The 17,362-nt window shown below is 45.9% G+C and carries 13 protein-coding genes; 1 reads left to right on the top strand and 12 read right to left on the bottom strand.

Going from position 1 to position 17,362, the window contains the following annotated elements; genetic code table 11:
* Position 1: 1 nt before the first annotated feature.
* Positions 2–1,336 (top strand): sensor histidine kinase, encoded by a 1,335-nt coding sequence (locus AC1DM9_RS27030; protein WP_477549524.1) that lies wholly within the window; start codon positions 2–4, stop codon positions 1,334–1,336.
* 260 nt (positions 1,337–1,596) lie between these two features.
* Here AC1DM9_RS27030 and AC1DM9_RS27025 read toward each other — a convergent pair whose 3' ends face one another.
* The 12 genes from AC1DM9_RS27025 to AC1DM9_RS26970 form a co-directional block, all read right to left on the bottom strand.
* A complete protein-coding gene (locus AC1DM9_RS27025) occupies positions 1,597–2,250 on the bottom strand; it encodes a hypothetical protein (protein WP_477583163.1) in 654 nt (217 codons plus the stop codon).
* 541 nt (positions 2,251–2,791) lie between these two features.
* A complete protein-coding gene (locus AC1DM9_RS27020; RefSeq protein WP_477583161.1) occupies positions 2,792–3,163 on the bottom strand; it encodes a hypothetical protein in 372 nt (123 codons plus the stop codon).
* 129 nt (positions 3,164–3,292) lie between these two features.
* Positions 3,293–3,493 (bottom strand): hypothetical protein, encoded by a 201-nt coding sequence (locus AC1DM9_RS27015; protein WP_477509749.1) that lies wholly within the window; start codon positions 3,491–3,493, stop codon positions 3,293–3,295.
* Positions 3,494–3,940: 447 nt separating this feature from the next.
* Positions 3,941–4,447 (bottom strand): DNA topology modulation protein, encoded by a 507-nt coding sequence (locus AC1DM9_RS27010; RefSeq protein WP_477509750.1) that lies wholly within the window; start codon positions 4,445–4,447, stop codon positions 3,941–3,943.
* A gap of 385 nt (positions 4,448–4,832) precedes the next feature.
* On the bottom strand, positions 4,833–5,768 hold the full coding sequence (locus AC1DM9_RS27005) for an ROK family protein (protein WP_477583159.1): 936 nt from the start codon (positions 5,766–5,768) through the stop codon (positions 4,833–4,835).
* Entirely contained in the window at positions 5,758–7,539 is a 1,782-nt protein-coding gene (locus tag AC1DM9_RS27000; RefSeq protein ID WP_441874924.1) for a class I mannose-6-phosphate isomerase, read from the bottom strand. The genes AC1DM9_RS27005 and AC1DM9_RS27000 overlap by 11 nt, the downstream gene beginning before the upstream one ends.
* A 77-nt stretch (positions 7,540–7,616) precedes the next feature.
* Positions 7,617–8,936, bottom strand: coding sequence for a glycoside hydrolase family 125 protein (locus AC1DM9_RS26995; RefSeq protein ID WP_076265556.1), 1,320 nt, complete (start codon positions 8,934–8,936; stop codon positions 7,617–7,619).
* Positions 8,937–8,962: 26 nt separating this feature from the next.
* Entirely contained in the window at positions 8,963–11,287 is a 2,325-nt protein-coding gene (locus tag AC1DM9_RS26990) for a glycoside hydrolase family 3 N-terminal domain-containing protein (RefSeq protein WP_477583156.1), read from the bottom strand.
* Positions 11,272–13,722, bottom strand: a complete 2,451-nt coding sequence (locus AC1DM9_RS26985) for a glycoside hydrolase family 38 N-terminal domain-containing protein (RefSeq protein ID WP_477583154.1) — start codon at positions 13,720–13,722, stop codon at positions 11,272–11,274. Before AC1DM9_RS26985 ends, AC1DM9_RS26990 begins: the two co-directional genes overlap by 16 nt.
* 22 nt (positions 13,723–13,744) lie before the next feature.
* Positions 13,745–14,629: a carbohydrate ABC transporter permease gene (locus AC1DM9_RS26980; RefSeq protein ID WP_339203079.1), complete on the bottom strand. Its 885-nt coding sequence runs from the start codon at positions 14,627–14,629 to the stop codon at positions 13,745–13,747.
* 17 nt (positions 14,630–14,646) lie between these two features.
* The gene (locus AC1DM9_RS26975; protein WP_430059307.1) at positions 14,647–15,504 is read right to left on the bottom strand and encodes an ABC transporter permease; all 858 of its coding nucleotides are present in this window, start codon (positions 15,502–15,504) and stop codon (positions 14,647–14,649) included.
* A gap of 128 nt (positions 15,505–15,632) precedes the next feature.
* On the bottom strand, positions 15,633–17,312 hold the full coding sequence (locus AC1DM9_RS26970) for an extracellular solute-binding protein (protein WP_477509754.1): 1,680 nt from the start codon (positions 17,310–17,312) through the stop codon (positions 15,633–15,635).
* Between the last annotated feature and the right edge of the window lie 50 nt (positions 17,313–17,362).

Genomic DNA, 17,362 nt, shown 5'->3' with positions numbered 1-17,362 from the left:
AATGAGGTCCATTCGCATTCGCACGTTTACTTTACTTTGTTTCTTCCTTCTCCTTTCACTGCCGTGGATCTTTTATATTACCGCTCACTTCTTGGAAACAAACACGCTCAGCTTGGACAGAAGCGATTCACAAAACGAGACTCTAAAAAAACATTTAGCCGAAATGACTCTCCTGATTGAATCGAACACCGACAAATGGACGGAACCCAATTGGCAAAAAGAGTTGCAAACCCAATTACGGAAAGCGAATATGAATGCGGTTATAGTATCATCGTCAGATCAGGAAATTTTCCGGTCCAACATGAACTCCCACAGCGCTTTTTCGACAACCACCGAGCGGTTTACTCTCTTAGAGGACGGTCATTTACTTGGAAAGTTCGTCCTTTATGTGCCGAAGACAAATACAGTACAATTCATTTCAATGATTGTCGGATTATTTTTGGCATTCTTTATTATTGGTATCGAAATGCGAAGGTTCATTCTAAAGCCACTAGAGAGGATGAGCCTTGCAGTGAGACAAATTGCTGCAGGAGATTGGGGTGTGCGATTACCCATATCCCGAATCACTGAAATCGCCGAAGTAAGTGATGGTTTTGAAGTAATGGTGAATGGCCTTCAAACATCTAATCAGAAGCAAGTAAGGCTCGAGGAAGAACGTCGATTTGTGATTGCAGCCGTCGCACATGATTTACGAACACCGTTGTTTGCATTACGAGGCTATTTGGACGGTCTGGAACAAGGAATTGCTCATTCACCTGAGAAAACGGCAAAATATTTGGCTGTTTGCAAGGAAAAATCAACTCAGTTGGATCGGCTGGTTGAGGACCTATTCACATTTACAAAGATGGAGTATTTGGAGGAAAAACTAAGCAACAACACTTTTGATCTCACGTCAGTCATTCGGAAGTCGATTGATAGTCTAAATCCTCTAGCTCTGCAAAAACACATCTCAATATCCAGTCATTTAACAGACGATTGCATCATTAGCGGCGACATGCATTTATTGGAACGCGCCATAAATAATCTTTTGGATAATGCCGTTAGGCACACCCCTCCCCGAGGAAAAATTGTAGTCCAATGTGATCAAGATGGAAGAAACATGAAATTTACAATCCAGGATACAGGCTCTGGTTTCTCTTTGGAAGAGCTGCAGCGAGTGTTTGAACCATTATATCGTGGTGAAATATCTAGGAATCGGTTAACCGGAGGCAGCGGGTTAGGATTGACGATTGCACAAAAGATTATTAGGCGTCACGGAGGCGAGCTTGCTGCAGAAAACCATTCGGAAGGTGGAGCCCTGCTGACTGGCTGGGTACCTGTGAACGGTTCGGAGTAAAATAATAACGAGTATGGAGTTAAGGAAATAAGTCAGTACCCTGAGACTTACTTTACGTGGAAGTTTCAGATTGTCCTAAACTCACAAAAAAGCGTCTCCTATGATAAAGGGAAGGCTCTGTACGAAGCTCCGTATTCCAAACAAAGAAGACACCAACTCCACATGGTTTGTGAAGTTAGTGTCTTCTTCTAATAGGAGTGGCCTATCAAATGGGGCGTAATATAGCCGTTACAACTTTTTGAACAGCATCGATATAACTATTACGCTAGTCCCGCCTCCAGCTCTTGCAACCGCTCGTCGTATTGACCGAGCAGCTTATGCAGCTTGCTGTTGCTTGCAGCAAGTCCGCCTTTCCGGTTGCGAAGCAGCCACAGTCGATCAAATTCCTTGATAATAACAAGGAGTTCTGTCTTCTGCTTCTTGATCCACGATTTCTCTGAATCGATGTCAGGCAGATCAATTTGGAAGATTAACCGGTGCAGAGCGGAACCTTGCTCGATGAGACGAATCGCATTTGCCAGTTCAGCAACGACCGTATCCGCATCCTCGATTTCAAGCTGTACCCCGTCAAGCTCCAGTTTTCGCTGCTCAATCCATTTCAGCATTTCGTCATATTGGTAATCCAGCTCAAACGGTGTTCCGCTGCCAAGCCCAAACGGCTCATCCAGATTAATATTGACATAATCGGATATAAAATGTGGCAAAAGATCGCTGAACATTGTTTCAATTAGTTTGATTGCCCTCTCGTCCGTTGGATTCAAAGTCATCGGAGGCAATTTGATAGACACCGGCGTTTGTTGTCCACCGAGGTGTTCAGCCAGTTCGGTAAACTCAGCTTTGGCCAGCCATGGTCCCATATGTCCTAGACAATTCTTTTCCCGCTGATTATTAGTATTTTCTGGAATGATTTTCATTTCATTAGATGATTAGGCAGAAAATCTATATTTCAGCCAACTTGCTGCCATTACAAATCAAACTTCTATACATTCAGCTCATGTGGCACACCACAAAAGTGCTGCCTCCGAAACTTACGGTAGATCAGCCCAAAACCTTAACGTAATCATACTCATCGCCATTTCTCCCTTGAAATAAAGTCCTCCCTTATCATATCGCCTTAGAAAAATTATCTCTATCCATTTTCCGTCAATTTCATAGCACTTTCTCGACTCTTGTGGCTTATCAGAAAAGTATCCTAAGTGATAATTGCTGCGTTTACTGCTAATAAAACATGATGAGTCAAGTTTGAAATATCTTTAATCAAAAAAACCACATGGAGTTGTTGCCCTCCATGTGGTCAATCATGTTATAATCTTTCTCTTTAACTATATTCCTATATGCATCTGTAGATAGGGAATAAATAGTTTTACTGCGCCTCTAGGTTCGAATACTCACGTGAGATTCCGTGGCCTATACTCTAATAAAACGAAGACCCAGCATAAGGTGGCTGGGTCTTATTTATAAATTTCTCTCTTTTATATCGTTTACTATCACTAACGCTTCGCGTAAATTTTCCACGATCCCATCGTCATTATATTTCTCCACTAATTTTGCTACAAATAACATATCATTCGAAGCCCCGTAATCATTTACCGTGTGTGCTAACGCCTCATATACCACAGGTTCAAGGGCGTGGCTATCGAAGCGGGTTATATACGTTCCGTCATTCGAAATAATTCGCTCTAGGCGCTCGCTTGCCTCTTCAAGTGATAAAGTCGGTGCGGGCTTGCTTGAGAATGCATCGGGCATATAGGTTTTAAAGGCGATTCCGCCAATAATGAACACGATTAGAGTAATAGCGATTATATCACGTTTTAAGTCCGTAATCATGGAAACCTACCTCCTACAAGTCTGTAACGCTTACGCACCTTACTTACATATATTGCAGGAATTCCGACTTTTCGTGTAATATTCAAGGCTTTATTTTCCTCTTTTTGTTGTCTGTGCAATCGTTGATCTTTATATTCTTAAACTACTTAAATTGCTTACCTGTAAATTTAAATCCATTACTTCCTGCCTTATTTTTTCAAGTTTATTGTACTTCTCTTCGAATTTTGGATCAGTGATTTCTAAGGAAAATGCATCCTTTTCTGCTTGCTTTAATTCCTTGTCTTTCTGCTCAATCGCTTTCAATAAAAAATCCATATTTAGTTTGGTCACGTTTCATTTCTCCTTTAAACGTAGAATCAACTTCAATCCCGTTAGTTCAAAAACTCTATTAAGACCAAATTAGAAGACATACCCAAAATAGCCCCCCAAAAAGTAATGATGTAATAATAGTTAATTGAGTACTATTTTCTTTATTAATAAGAGCACGGAATGTACTTAAGAAAAACAACATAAATAAAAAAGCCAATATAGCAAATAAAAAAGCCATTAGTTTTTCCCCCTATCCTTGAAACTAGTAAAAAGTTATCCGTTTGACATAAACTCTCGATTGTTACCAAATACGGATTCACCATTCAATAATCGTATATAAAAGCACTTTCAAAATAATAATACCACATATTGGAATCTACTAGACTAATTATACCATTCTAATTATGCATGACTGTCTATTAGCTTAATAAAATGAGCAGGCCACCGCAGCGCCTGCTCATCAATGTTTTATTCAAGTTTTGCTACAAATTCTCGCACGTCCTTCGGAGACTTTAAAATGATTATTTTCTTTTCATTCGATAACCTTCGCAGTTTTTCTGTTATCTTCGGCTTCTGTTTGTCTGGGTATTCCCAGACCCATTTCAAAAATTCCAAACTAACCCTTTCTTCGCAACCTTCTGCCATATCCATTCTCTTCTTGTTGCGGTACTGAAACCTTCTCTTCAACACGCGAACAATGCAGATCCATCTTGATAGATCAACAAATATGATTGTATCAGCCGCTTGTAACCTAATATCTAAAGTGCCTCCATAATTACCATCAATAATCCAACTATCATGACTTATGAGCTCCTCTTGAACAACTTTTTGCTCGTTTTTAGGCGTGCTAATCCAACCCGGCTTCCAAAAAATTGAATCCAAATGATGAACTTTAATCGATAATATTCTGCCCAGCTTGCTAGCCAAAGTTGATTTGCCTGAACCTCCAGAACCAATAAGTACAATTTTTTTCATATTGACCCCCATCAATGATCCTTATAAACTGATTATTCCTTAAAAGATAGTTTTAGTCATCACACTAACCTGGCTTTTTTCTATTATAATGTAGCTTTGTATTGACAAATCCCATTCATTCTCAAAAAAAACCATCCCGAAGGATGGTCCATACTTTTGATGAGCACTATAAGGTTTGGATTAGAGTGGAGAGTCCTATCCTAAACCTTTCGCTTTTTAATATAACATACATTTGTATCTCTCTATTTCATTCTATCGTCGTTGCTAACATAAAAGCCACCGAGATTGTTTTATTATTTATAATAAGGTATAGCGATAAGCGATTGCTCCCGCTCCATTCTCCAATCACGGTCTCCATATACGGCTCCACTAGTAAGGAGTCCTATTACGGGGTTCCATGTGATTCTGCGTCGAACATACAGGAAGCGCCGATAAAGGTATAGTGCAGTGCATTGTCGAGGGCTTCGACTTTAATTCCGAGTGGCGAGAGCTTGCGAATAAGGCCTTCTTCGAACAAATCCATGCTTTTGGCTATTTGGCCTCCAATCATGAGACGGTCAGCCTTAAAATCTATTAGGAATGGCAGTAGAAATTGTCCCAATTCATCCCCGAATGCCCTGAACAACTCGCTCATGCGATTCTCGCCCTTCCGGGCAAGCTCCGCAAAATCCTTCACATCCATGCCATCATGCAGACAGCCGGCATCCCGGAATAAATGAAGAATACCTCTCCGTGAGAAGCATTCATCCGCAGCCACGCCTTTATGCGGCAGGTTATATAAATAGCCATCTTGCGGTACGTGATCACCTTCGGTGACAAGAGTTCTGCAATCAATAAAAGCTGAACCAATGCCGGTCCCAAGCGTAATAGCCAGTATTCGCTCATTTGGATAGAGCCTGCCGGTTCCCAAACCAAACAACCTGCCATCATTCTGGAACCGGATGTCCAAGAAATCTGTATTCTCCCCAAAGCCGTTTGCCCACAAAGCTTTCATAAGCTTTTCTTTCACATTTACACCGTACAGCGATTCGAATTTATCCAGCTCACGAATCCAGCTCACGCCGTTTTCATAATCAAACGGTCCAGGAAAGGACATGCCGATGCCGATGGCTTCGGGTGAGAATGAATTCGGAAACCGCTTATATTTCTCAAGCAAGTCTAATAGGATAGCTGCCAATCCGCCAATGATGACTTCTTCCGAACCCTTGGCATTTGCAGCATAATGAGAGATCGTGCCTTCCATTACTTCCCCGCGTTCTACAACGCATCCCTTGACATAGGTTCCACCCACATCCAAAGCAAATATGAGATCAGCGTTCAATCAGGCTCACGTTCCATTCCGGAGATACTCCCGCTTTAATCAGTTTGCATGGCGTTTCCGTCAGGTTTACGATTTTGTATGCACCGAATACGGAAGGTAGAATATAAGATTCCGCGTAGTTCAAATCAACGAATATTGATTCATCCGCAATGGATACGATGCGTACACTATCTCCCTCCACGAGATTGTACATGACAAACTCGCCGTCTGTCTGGTCTAGCCATTCCGTCTGCAGATGGATCCGCCTTACGTAAAACAGTAGATCGTCTCGTTGACCGAGCAAATACTCTTCGTTGCCTCCTTGGCTCTGCAGCAGCTGTGGCTCAGGGATGAGGTTTTGCTTAACCCATGATGTCGTTTTGTCATAATCGATATTACGGAAGCCGTGATCCGCGTTGATGGGACGCGGTTTGCCATCTAGGTCCTTACGCAAATAATCGTATAGCTTGAACGTAAACCACCAAGTCGTAGATGATACTTCAAGCACAAGATTATCGATGCCTGAAGCATGAACGGTTCCCGGAGGAATGAGGAACAAATCTCCTTTGTTCGAATCGAATTCGTTGACATATTCAGTGAATTCCATCGGTACGCCTGTCTCCTGTGCCTGCAAGACGGCGTTTTGGAAATTCTCTCTCTCCGTTCCCTCCGTAAGCCCGAGGTAAACCTTGGCATCCTTTTTCTGTTCCATAATGTAATACGATTCCTGCTGTGTCATAAACTCGTTGAAATGTTCACGCACATAGTCCTGCTTCGGATGCACTTGGCAAGATAGTTTGTCCCCGTTCATCGTATCAAGGTAATCGAACCTTACCGGAAAATAATCGCCGAACAAAGACACCGGACGTTCACCCATGATGGCTTTATATTCAAGGGCCATGACGATCAGGAACGGTACTTCGATCACGTCGCCTCCATATCCAATCAGAATAGAATTCTCTGGTGCGATTGGCTCGAAGCTCCATGCACAGTTCACCCACTCCTTAGGAAGGTCAGCCATGTCTTTCAAATATTGTCCTCCCCAAATACCAGGAGCGAAAAACGGCTTGACGCGAAGCGGACTTTGGGCCACGCTCCGAATCATCGCTTCAAGGTCAGAGATGGTCAAAAATACAGGCTCTTCCGGCTTGTTCATGTCCAAGTAGAGATCGATGTTCTGGAAAATACGTTTACGGTACGTTTCCAGTATCGGCCATTCCACGAAATAACTAATTTTATACTTTTCGACGGAATCGCGGTTCCATGACATTCCGAAATTGAGCAGTTGCTTTTTATGTTGGATTTGCTGATATTCCCTAGAAACATCCAGAAATAAGACAGTGCTGCTCCGCTCTCCCGCAAGCCAATAAGCGCCTGGCCCGAACACGATAAACGCCGTTCTCCCATTTTGTTCTTTCAATCGGTTCGCGAGCGTTTCTCTTGCGTCCAATACGAAATAAGCCTCGATTTCACCTTCTGTTACGTAACCGAACGCTCTATTTTCCGTAATGTTGCGGTCGAATTCCTCACGCAGCGTTTCGCCGGATTTCAAGTAACCTGCCGTACTTTGAACGTTCAAGCTCCAACCTTGCTTCTCGATCGCGGAAGCAGCATGCCGAATGAATGACTGAAAGTCAGCGCCGTGCGTGCCGTCCACGATAATAAGCGGGGGGGTGTCCGTCTTCTCGTCCAAACTCGCTTTTAATAGCTCCGTTAAGGCCTCGTAACCTTTTGAAATTGGCTGTTTCGAGAATGGCTGCCTGACTGGATTTATAGGATATTTATTAAACATGGATCATACCTCCTTCAATAATCGCCGTCATATATTTGATAAACAGGGCTGTATGTTTAAATGAACAGTCTATCGCTCTAAATAATGCCTTGTTGCAAAGCCTTCCACACCAAATGGGCAAACTGACTGTTTGACCAAGCAAACCAATCCCTCGTGAAGTTGGTAGGATCATCTTTGTGGAAGCCTTCATGCATAAAGCCGGTGTCAGCATCCGTGGCCTCCATGATATCGATCATTTCCCTGATTTCATCCGGATCCACGGCGGTCAAACCTTGCATAGAATAAGCGAGATGCCACACGAAGTCCGGCGGTGTATGAGGGCTGCCAATACCGCTAAGGCTCTCGCCTTTGTAATAGTAAGGATTATCTTCACTCAAAATGAAAGCTCGCGTGTTCAAATAGATAGGATCGTTTGCATCCGCGAAGCCGATATAAGGTGCCGATATCAGACTTGGCGTACCTGCGTCATCCATCAGGACGTGATTGCCGAAGCCGTCTGTCTCGAATGCGTACATGCGTCCGTATTTCGGATGTTCCACGATGCCGTACAATTCAATAGCATGCCGGATTTCTTCTTCCATTACAGCCATGCGAGCCGCAAGCTTCTCATCTCGGTATACGTAACGGACGATTTCGCCCATGTCGCGAAGGGTTACAGCGGCGAACATATTAGACGGAATGTTGAAATGGAAATCGCAAGCATCGTCGCTTGGACGGAATCCTGACCAGATCATGCCAGTCTCGTTGACCAGCATGCCGCGCCCTTGCCTCCGCAGCGTATCGATCATGATTCCATTATGACGCTGGAACCTGTACGTCGAGAGCTCACCATGCTGCTGCTCGATCTGCCAGACGTCCAGCATCGCCAGTAAAGAAGCTTTGAATTGCTCATTGAATATGCCCGTCCGGCCCGTTTCCTTCCAATAATGATAGGCTAGACGGAAAGAGAAGCACATGGAATCGAGTTCGAATTTGCGTTCCCACACCCAAGGCGAACTTTCCGTTTCGTCTCCGGAGTTCCAATGCCAGTCATTGGCGGTTTCGTTAAACGCGTTAGCATAAGGATCAATGCTAATATAGAACATATGGCGATTAATGACTCCCTCCAGAATACGCTGCAGCTCGGGGTCTTCCTTGGCAAACGGGACATAATGCATCACTTGCTCCACGGAATCCCGCAACCACATAGCGGGGATGTCTCCTGTTAGGACAAAGGTAGTCCCGTCCTCCAGCAGCTTTGTTGTCGTCTCCAGCGTATTTGGGAAGCAGTTCTGAAATAATCGGTTAAGCTTCGGCCGATGAGCGAGCAGCTTCTCCGCTTCCTCCATCGCCTTTACGATAGAAGGTGGCAGCTTCAGCTCGGGGATATCAATTTGCGGCAAACGATGGTTTTTCACAGTGTTGTTTCATCCTCTCTCCATACTTATTCGGGTGGTAGTACATACAAGTCGGCCTTAAGGAGCGACTCCGCGTGACCGCCTACTTGGATACGGAACTGACCCGGTTCGACGATGCGGCGATAGTCCCTTCCTACGTATTGCAATTGTTCCTTTGCGATCGTAAACTGGACGGTCGTCGATTCGCCAGGCTCCAATTGAATTTTCAGAAAGCCCTTCAATTCCAAAGCTGGCCTCGTTACGGAACTGACAACATCCGTTACATAAAGCTGTACGACCTCCTGTCCCGCCATTCCGCCGATATTCGTGACGTCAACGCTTACTGTGCAGCTCTCATCCGGCTTTATATTAGATTTGCTTAGCTTGATGCCGTCATACTGGAAAGACGTGTAGCTAAGGCCATAACCGAATGGATATCTAGGTTCTAAGTCTGTCTCCACATACCGCTTACCTTTGGTCCGCTTCGTATTGTAATAAATCGGAAGCTGTCCCGAGTGCTTTGGAATCGATATTGTGAGCCTACCGGACGGGTTGTAATCGCCGAATAGAACGTCCGCGATTGCATTCCCGCCTTCCTGTCCGGGATACCAAGCCTCTAGAATCGCATCGGCGTGTTCATCGATCCACGGTTCCACGATCGGCCGTCCGTTGATATAGACGACGATAAGCGGTTTGCCTGTCTTGTGAAGCTCTTTCAGCAGTTCCAATTGAACGCCTGACAAACTCAGTTCCGCTCTGTCAAATCCTTCCCCGCAATCCATATCGCTTAAGCTTGACTGATCGGTAATAATCGCAGCACCCGTCTTCAAATCTATCGTTCCTTCGCCGAAGTCCCTTGCGCTGGAACCGCCAACTACGGCTATGATCGCATCTGCAGCCTGAGCGATTTGGAATGCGTGCTCGAATCCTTCCTTCGACGGATCTTTAATGCGGCAGCCCGGCGCATACATGACCACGCTTTGGCCTACGCATTTTCGCTGAATGCCGTCTAGTACCGTCACAATTCCGGAGCGCTCCTGCGGCGATGTATAATCACCCAATTGATTATAAATGTTGTTCGCGTTAGGTCCGATCACCGCGATTTTTCTCAAGTTTGTTGACAACGGCAGCAACTGATTGTGGTTCTTGAGCAGGATTATGCTTTCTTGCGCCATCCTTCCCGCCAACTTGATGTGGCTTTCTTGGCCGATAACCTCCGAGGCCCTGTCTGGGCTCGCGTATGGTCGCTCGAACAAGCCTAGCTCAAATTTCTGGTGAAGGATGCGGCGCACTGCAAGATCAATATCGTCTATAGAGACCTTTTGATTGTGTACGGCATGCAGCAAATGCTTGCCGAAGCTGTCACCGGACATTTCCATATCGACGCCCGCAAGCAGCGCCGCGCATGCTGCATCCTCTTCACTTTCTACTACTTGGTGGCCGCCGCAAAGCATATTGATCGCTCCGCAATCGGTAATGACGAATCCGTCGAATCCCCACTTTTCTCTCAAAGTTCGGGTAAGCAGCTCATGATTTGACGTGCATGGCACGCCATCAATTTCGTTGTATGCCGTCATGATCGACAGCGCACCGGCCTGCACCGCTCGCTCGAATGGCAACAAATCCTTTTCGAGAAGCTCCCTCGCGCCGATTCGAGCGGGCGCCGCATTGCGTCCTCCTTCGGAGCTGCCGTAGCCGGCGAAATGCTTGAGTGTTGCGATAACGGTATCATCGGAAGCGATGGACTCCCCTTGCAAGCCTTCGACTGCCGCTACCGCCATCTCTCCGATAAGATACGGATCCTCGCCGAATGTTTCTTCCGTCCGTCCCCATCTAGAATCGCGGACGACGTCGAGGACAGGGGAATATGTGACCGTTCCCCCTTGTACCCTCGTCTCTGCTGCAATCGCGCGGCATACTTCTAGATACAGCGGCGTATTCCAGCTGCTGCCCATCGCAAGCGGCACTGGGAATACCGTTGCACCGATGGCCATATGCCCATGGGAGCATTCCTCCCCGAACAAGATTGGAATACCAAGCCTCGTATGCTCAATCGCGTATTTTTGAATCAGATTAATAACTTCCGCCCCTTCGCGGGGCGATAATCCCGACTCCAGCGTTACACCTGTCCAAGGATCAGCTCGCAAAACGCCGTAGAGTGAGCCGACGCTCCCCCTCTCGATATAGGCACGGAATGTTTCCGTCAGCTCTATTCCGTCTTCCGTTCGCTCGTAAGCCTGCCAGCCAAAGGGTTGGATAAGCTGGCCGATTTTTTCCTCTAGCGTCATGCGGCCCAGCAGATCATGAACCCGCTTTTCCGTCGATATTGAAGCATCTAAATACGTTTTCACTTTCATCATTTCGATCTCCATGCCAAGATACCAGCATTCATGCTGCGGCAAATGGTCATTGCTGATTCCGGCTTATTGAGCGCTTCGCCCCATGCGACAAAATATCGGAATTCATAGAAGCCGCCCAGCGTTGCCGTAAAGTTAGTTTCCCAATAATTGTTCATTGCCCATGAATAGAGATGGCCTAGATCCTGCTTCAGCTTCTCGTCCCCGTTCAGTAATCGGAAGCCGTGTTCAAGCTTACCTAGTTGAATAAGCGGTGTATCCGGCATCGCTATTGACACTCCACCTTGACTTCCCACGTAAGCGACGCCTTCCCCGATACAATAATAATCGGCTAGACTTCCCGGCAATTGATCCTTGCGCGGGCGAGCTAGCGAATCCATTTTATCCATCCACAACTCCTGCTCGCCGTCCATAATGGGTCCCCCGAAAGGCAAGGAAATATACAGATTCTCCGGATCCCATACGCTGTCCTTATGCATACGCACGGCCACATCCACGCGAGGTCTGTCTGTATATGCCGTAACGAGCAATGAATAATGCGAGCATCCAGCCACCTCGAACGTCAACTGAACTGTACCGTACACATCACCCTGCGCAATCACTTCCGCACTTGTCAGTACCCCTGTCGAGATAATCGCATCGGCTCCTTTACGGTTGCGGCCCATCTTGCGTCTAACTTCGTACATATCCTTAACGCTGGAAGCACGTGTTATGTCATATACCGGCGAGAAGGCATGGTGATTGCGGTCAGAGCGCAGCATTTCCGCCCCGGTACGCTTGTCGATCCAAGATGTAATCCCTTCGCCTTTCTTCCATTCCATCCGGACAAATGGCGTTTCCAAATAAGTCGAGGTGAAGTGGAAAGTCTTCTCTACATGCGATACGTCGATATCCATCATCCTGTCTGACCCTACGTAATCCGTCGTGTATGCTGTCTTGGCTTGACCATTGTGGACAGGATGAATCATCAATGTTTTCTCTTCTCCGGCTTGAAGTGTCACTGGTATGCTAACGATGACACCCCTTGGCGCAACTCTTAGCTGAGCAGGATATACCTCTCCACTTCCTTCGACACGAGCTTCGAATCCGTCCTTGATCAGGTCGTAGTGCCAACCTTCCATAATTAGATGGGCAACGTCTTCTTGTGCAAAAGGATTAGGATTGTGCATCTTGAACCGCATCGGCCGATCTGGCGCAAGCAGCGCATCCCCTTTATGTTCCAAAATATCATACAATGCGCGATGTGCGAGCGTGCTCGCATTGGCGGCAAACGCCTCCTTGCGGACACCCAACTCCTGAACGAAGGGATTCCAAGGCTCTGTCACAGAGGAATGGTAGCCCCAAGTATGCTCGGCGAACAACGTCAGCTCGTATTCCATCGCTCTCATCGCCTCAGCCGTCACAATCTCTCCGTTTGGATCAAGCTGCTTCACTTTCCGATGGACACGCTGCGCCTCTCGGAATACTTGCACATGCTTCGGCGTTGAACCAACGCCATCCGTCCACCAATCTGGCCAATCGCCCCGGAATACAGGAATATCGTCGGGATGCTGATCTGCATGACCACGTACCGCGTCAAAAAATTCATCCAACGTACACGGTACGATTTTGATTTTTTCGCTATGTTTGCTGTTCCACTGGTTCACGAAATCCATAAGCTGGGCATTCGGAGAGCTGTTGTCCGTCGGCAGCCCAGACATCATAACAGGAGCGAATGGGAACGGATAACCGTCCGCACGCAACCGTTCCAAATACCTCGGAATACGTGCTTCCGCAATCTCGAACGTAATGCCTTTGGTCGTATCGAATTCATCCTTAATTGTATAAGAGCCTCCGATACCTGGAATTAATCCCAAGTCGTTGCCGAAGACGTAATGCTCTCCGTTCCATGTCAGAAGCCTTTCGCCATTTGGCATCTCCCACCAGAAAGGCTGCTGTTTCTTCCATAGTGGATACATCGAATGATGAGTATGGATGCAGGTGATCATGTTTTGAATACCTGCATTGAGCAGCACCTCGCCATACCCCCAGCTGAAGCCCGTAATATCAGCTGTCATGGCAGACTTCACCGGCATTCCAATCGATTCTCCGTAAGTGCGAACTCGACCGATCATCGCTTCAAGCAGATCTTTGCCGACAAGCTCGCTCATATTAAGATAAGTGCCTGAAAGCCCGATATCTCCGCGTCTTACCGCTTCAGCAAACTCCAACTTTTCCTGCTCTGCAGCCTTTTCGAGGAACGCCTCAATTGGCCAAAACGTTTCGCAGACCCATTTAAATCCATTCCATTCAGGGCGACGTCCAGCCTGAATTTCGCGGAAAATATGAAGCGCCTGCCGTATAAAATCGACATGATATTGTTTTATCTTCTCTTGTCGCTCCGTGTACCCCACATCGGTATGCGAGTGATGAATCGCGTAAATTGTCCAATGTTTAGTTCCAGTCTCCATTAGCAATCGCTCCTTTAATTAATTATTCTTTTACCCCGCCCAAAACCATACCCTTCACGAAATACTTCTGCAGGAATGGATAAAAAGCAAGAATCGGCAGTGCACCTACGAAAATTTGCGCGGCTTTTACTGTTCGGTCCGACACGGAGGCTAAATTCGCCAGCTGCTCCGCGGACATGTTGGTCAAGCTCGATTGAACGATGACGGTTTGCAGGTAACTCGACAGCGGATAGTTATGCTGCGAATTCATGACTACAAGTCCGTCAAACCAGGAATTCCAATGCATAACGATCGTGAACAACATAATCGTGGCAATGGAAGGCATCGACAGCGGCACAAATATGCGCCATAACGTAGTCCAGTGTGTCGCACCGTCGACAAATGCCGCTTCTTCCAGTTCTTTGGGCAGCCCTCTAAAAAAATTCAATAATAAAATGACATTGAATACAGGAACAGCCCCAGGAATAACTAATGCCCATATGGAATCGAGCAGCCCGGTCGCGCGAATCGTCATATACCAAGGAATCAATCCCCCGCTGAACAAAATTGTAAAGACGAAGAACCACGCGTAACCCGTCCTAAATTTCAGCTCCTTGCCGGTTTTGGACAGCGGATAAGCAATAAGAATGGTTAAAACCATGCTAATGACTGTGCCCAGAACAACCCTCTCCACCGTAATCCATAACGAAGTAAGAAACTCACTCTTGGATAACACGAATTCATAGGCTTTGAACGTCATTTCCTGAGGCCATAGCTTTACGATCCCAGCGCTTGCCGCTACATTTGAGCTTAGGGATACCGCCAAAATATGAATAAGTGGTATCAGACAAGATAATGCGATCCCAATAAGAAATACATAATTGAGTGTGTGAAATAAGCTTCGTCCAAATGATTTTCCTTCTACCAAATCGGTTCTCTCCTTTCCTAAAAGATGCGGTAATCAGCAATTTTGTATGCCAGCCAATACGAGATAGATACAAGGGCAAAAGAGATAATTGATTTGAACAAGCCAAGTGCGGTAGCTACACCGTACTGCATATCCATTAACCCAATTCGATAAATTAGCGTATCCAGAATATCTCCACTCTCGTAAACTAGCGGACTATATAAATTAAATACTTGGTCAAACCCTGCATTTAATACATTTCCTAAACTTAATGTCGCCATCAAAATGATAACCGGCATCATACCTGGAAGGGTGATATTCCATGTTTGCTTCCATCTGCCCGCGCCGTCTATCATGGCTGCTTCGTACAAACTAGGATTAATCGTTGTCAGTGCCGCTAAATAAACAATCGTACTGAATCCGAATTCCTTCCAAATATCAGAAACGATCAAGGTTATCGGAAACCAAGTATTATCTCCTAGAAAAAAAATAGGTTTAATTGAAAAGATACCTAAAAACTGATTCAGCAGTCCGTTGGACGGTGACAAAATATCGATGAATACGCCGCCCAGAATAACCCATGATAAAAAGTGAGGAAGGTAAATTAGCGTTTGAACCCATCTCTTCACATACATTTTACCAACTTCGTTTAGCAAAATAGCGATCGTAATCGGCACAAGAAGCCCAAACACCATCTTGAGAACAGCGATATAAACCGTATTCCAGAGAACCTGCCCGAAATCGGGCATTTGAAACAAATATTCGAAATTTCTAAATTCTACCCATTTGGAATCGAACAAACCTTTTGACGGAATATACTTTTGGAACGCCATCAATACCCCGACCATCGGAAAGTAGCAATAGATCAATACGATCACGATGCCCGGTATTAACATCAAGTGCAACGGAAGCTGCCTGAGTCCCTTTTTTGTGTGCAAGATGTCCACTTCCTTATTTCGAATCTCAATTTGTCTGTATAGAAGAAAAGGGGCAAGCCATAAGCATCTTACCCCTCACACTTGGATTATTGCTGTGAAGCGTTCCATTCATTGACTTCTTGTGTAATTTGATCGCCGCCGAGCGCTTTCCAATCCTCGACGAACTTGTCGAATTGGTCGATCGAAGCAGCGCCGTAAACGATTTTCGTGAAGATTTCAGTCTCCATCTTCTCCAATGTAGCTTTTTTCTCACCCATCGTATCGGTAGGAGCTCCGCCGTATCCTTCAGCGATCACTTTACCTTCATCCGACAGTTTCTTCAGCACCATCATCGCTCCTTCTGGACCGTTCTGGTACATTTCACCGTAGAAATTCAAGTCTCCGCCTTCAAATGCCTTGATTTTATCGTAGGTTGATTTTTCTTCCGGGTTCAGCTTGGATGGATCCCCGATCTTGATCGCTTCCGCTACGTTCACCGAACGGTTGATATCTTTATCCGGCGCAAACAAATCCACCATTGAATATTTGGCAACCGTTATACCGCTGCCGTCTACTCCATATTTCAAATAATCTGCAGTTTCTCCATACAGCTTCTCCATGAAGAGATTTGCCATCTTGACCGCAATTTCCGGATGTTTCATATCCTTCTTGACTACATAGTAGAATGATGCGCCAAACGGCATTTGTACGGTGGCATTACCGCCATCGACGGACGGGATCGGAAACGCTCTCCACTCTGCAGCACCGTTTTTCTTTTTGTTATCTTGAAGCGGCCATTGTGAAGCCCAGCTTGGTCCAAACAGCATCCCAATACGGTCGCCGACCAGCGACTCCGCAACTTTCGAACCGTCCTTTACGCCAAATTCCTTATCCAGTTCGCCGTTCTTGTACAGTTCCGCCAGCTTGATTAGCGCTGATTTGACTTCTGGCTGGATGCTTCCGTACACTAAGTTGCCTGATGCATCTTTTTTCCAGATTCGAGGATATGCGCCGTAAGCATTCAGGAATCCATTCAGGGAAGGATATCCGTTAATGATATCTTTGCTTAGCGCGATGCCGAATGTATCCGCTTTGCCGTTGCCGTCAGGATCTTTGGTTGTGAAGGCATTCGAAATTTGCAATACTTCTTCCCATGTTTTCGGCTCGGAAAGACCCAGCTTCGTCAACCAGTCCGTACGCAGCCATAGCAACGGTGTTTGCGCGCCGATCATCGGCTCCGTCTTTGGAATTGCATATAATTTGCCGTCGAAAGTAACGGATTGCAAAGCCTGCTTGTCCTGCTCGAAAACGCTTTTTACAGCTGGAGTTGCATATTTCTCATAAACCGATGTCAGATCCTCCAACATATCCGATTCAACCAATTGCTTTAATTGAGAGGAGTTAACCATCATGAGATCGGGTATTTCGCCGGAAGCGATGGAGAGGTTCAGCTTCTGGAAATATTGTGCGTCCGTACCTTTTACAATCCAATCGTATTTTAGATTAATACCCATTTCTTTATAGAGATCTTCCCAGGCGTTTTTCGACTCCGATTGACCTTCCGGATACACCACGTCTTGCGTGATAAATTTCGCCGCCGTTACATCAATGGGAGGATCATATTTGCCAAGCGGCTCAATAACGGCTTCTCCTGTCCCTTGATTTCCAGAATTAGCACTCCCGCTTTGTTCGATGCCGTCGTCTTTGCTGCCGCAGCCTGCCAGCACAACGGAACATACCAAGATGTTTGCGAGAATGATACTCAAATGACCTTTTCTCTTCATCATGAACACCCTTTTCTAGTTAGTTTTCTTTGCTACGGCTTCATTATAAAAGT

This window comes from Paenibacillus sp. 01T431 (genome assembly GCF_056398625.1).
The sequence above is the reverse complement of the archived record's forward strand: the minus strand, read 5'-3'. Positions and strand labels throughout refer to the sequence as shown.

Excerpts from the sequence above, each read along its gene's own strand:
- AC1DM9_RS26975 (WP_430059307.1), bottom strand. The coding sequence starts at position 15,504 with ATGTTAATACCGGGCATCGTGATCGTATTGATCTATTGCTACTTTCCG.
- AC1DM9_RS27010 (WP_477509750.1), bottom strand. The coding sequence starts at position 4,447 with ATGAAAAAAATTGTACTTATTGGTTCTGGAGGTTCAGGCAAATCAACT.
- AC1DM9_RS27020 (WP_477583161.1), bottom strand. The coding sequence starts at position 3,163 with ATGATTACGGACTTAAAACGTGATATAATCGCTATTACTCTAATCGTG.
- AC1DM9_RS26990 (WP_477583156.1), bottom strand. The coding sequence starts at position 11,287 with ATGGAGATCGAAATGATGAAAGTGAAAACGTATTTAGATGCTTCAATA.
- AC1DM9_RS27030 (WP_477549524.1), top strand. The coding sequence starts at position 2 with ATGAGGTCCATTCGCATTCGCACGTTTACTTTACTTTGTTTCTTCCTT.
- AC1DM9_RS26970 (WP_477509754.1), bottom strand. The coding sequence starts at position 17,312 with ATGATGAAGAGAAAAGGTCATTTGAGTATCATTCTCGCAAACATCTTG.
- AC1DM9_RS26985 (WP_477583154.1), bottom strand. The coding sequence starts at position 13,722 with ATGGAGACTGGAACTAAACATTGGACAATTTACGCGATTCATCACTCG.
- AC1DM9_RS27025 (WP_477583163.1), bottom strand. The coding sequence starts at position 2,250 with ATGAAAATCATTCCAGAAAATACTAATAATCAGCGGGAAAAGAATTGT.
- AC1DM9_RS27000 (WP_441874924.1), bottom strand. The coding sequence starts at position 7,539 with ATGTTTAATAAATATCCTATAAATCCAGTCAGGCAGCCATTCTCGAAA.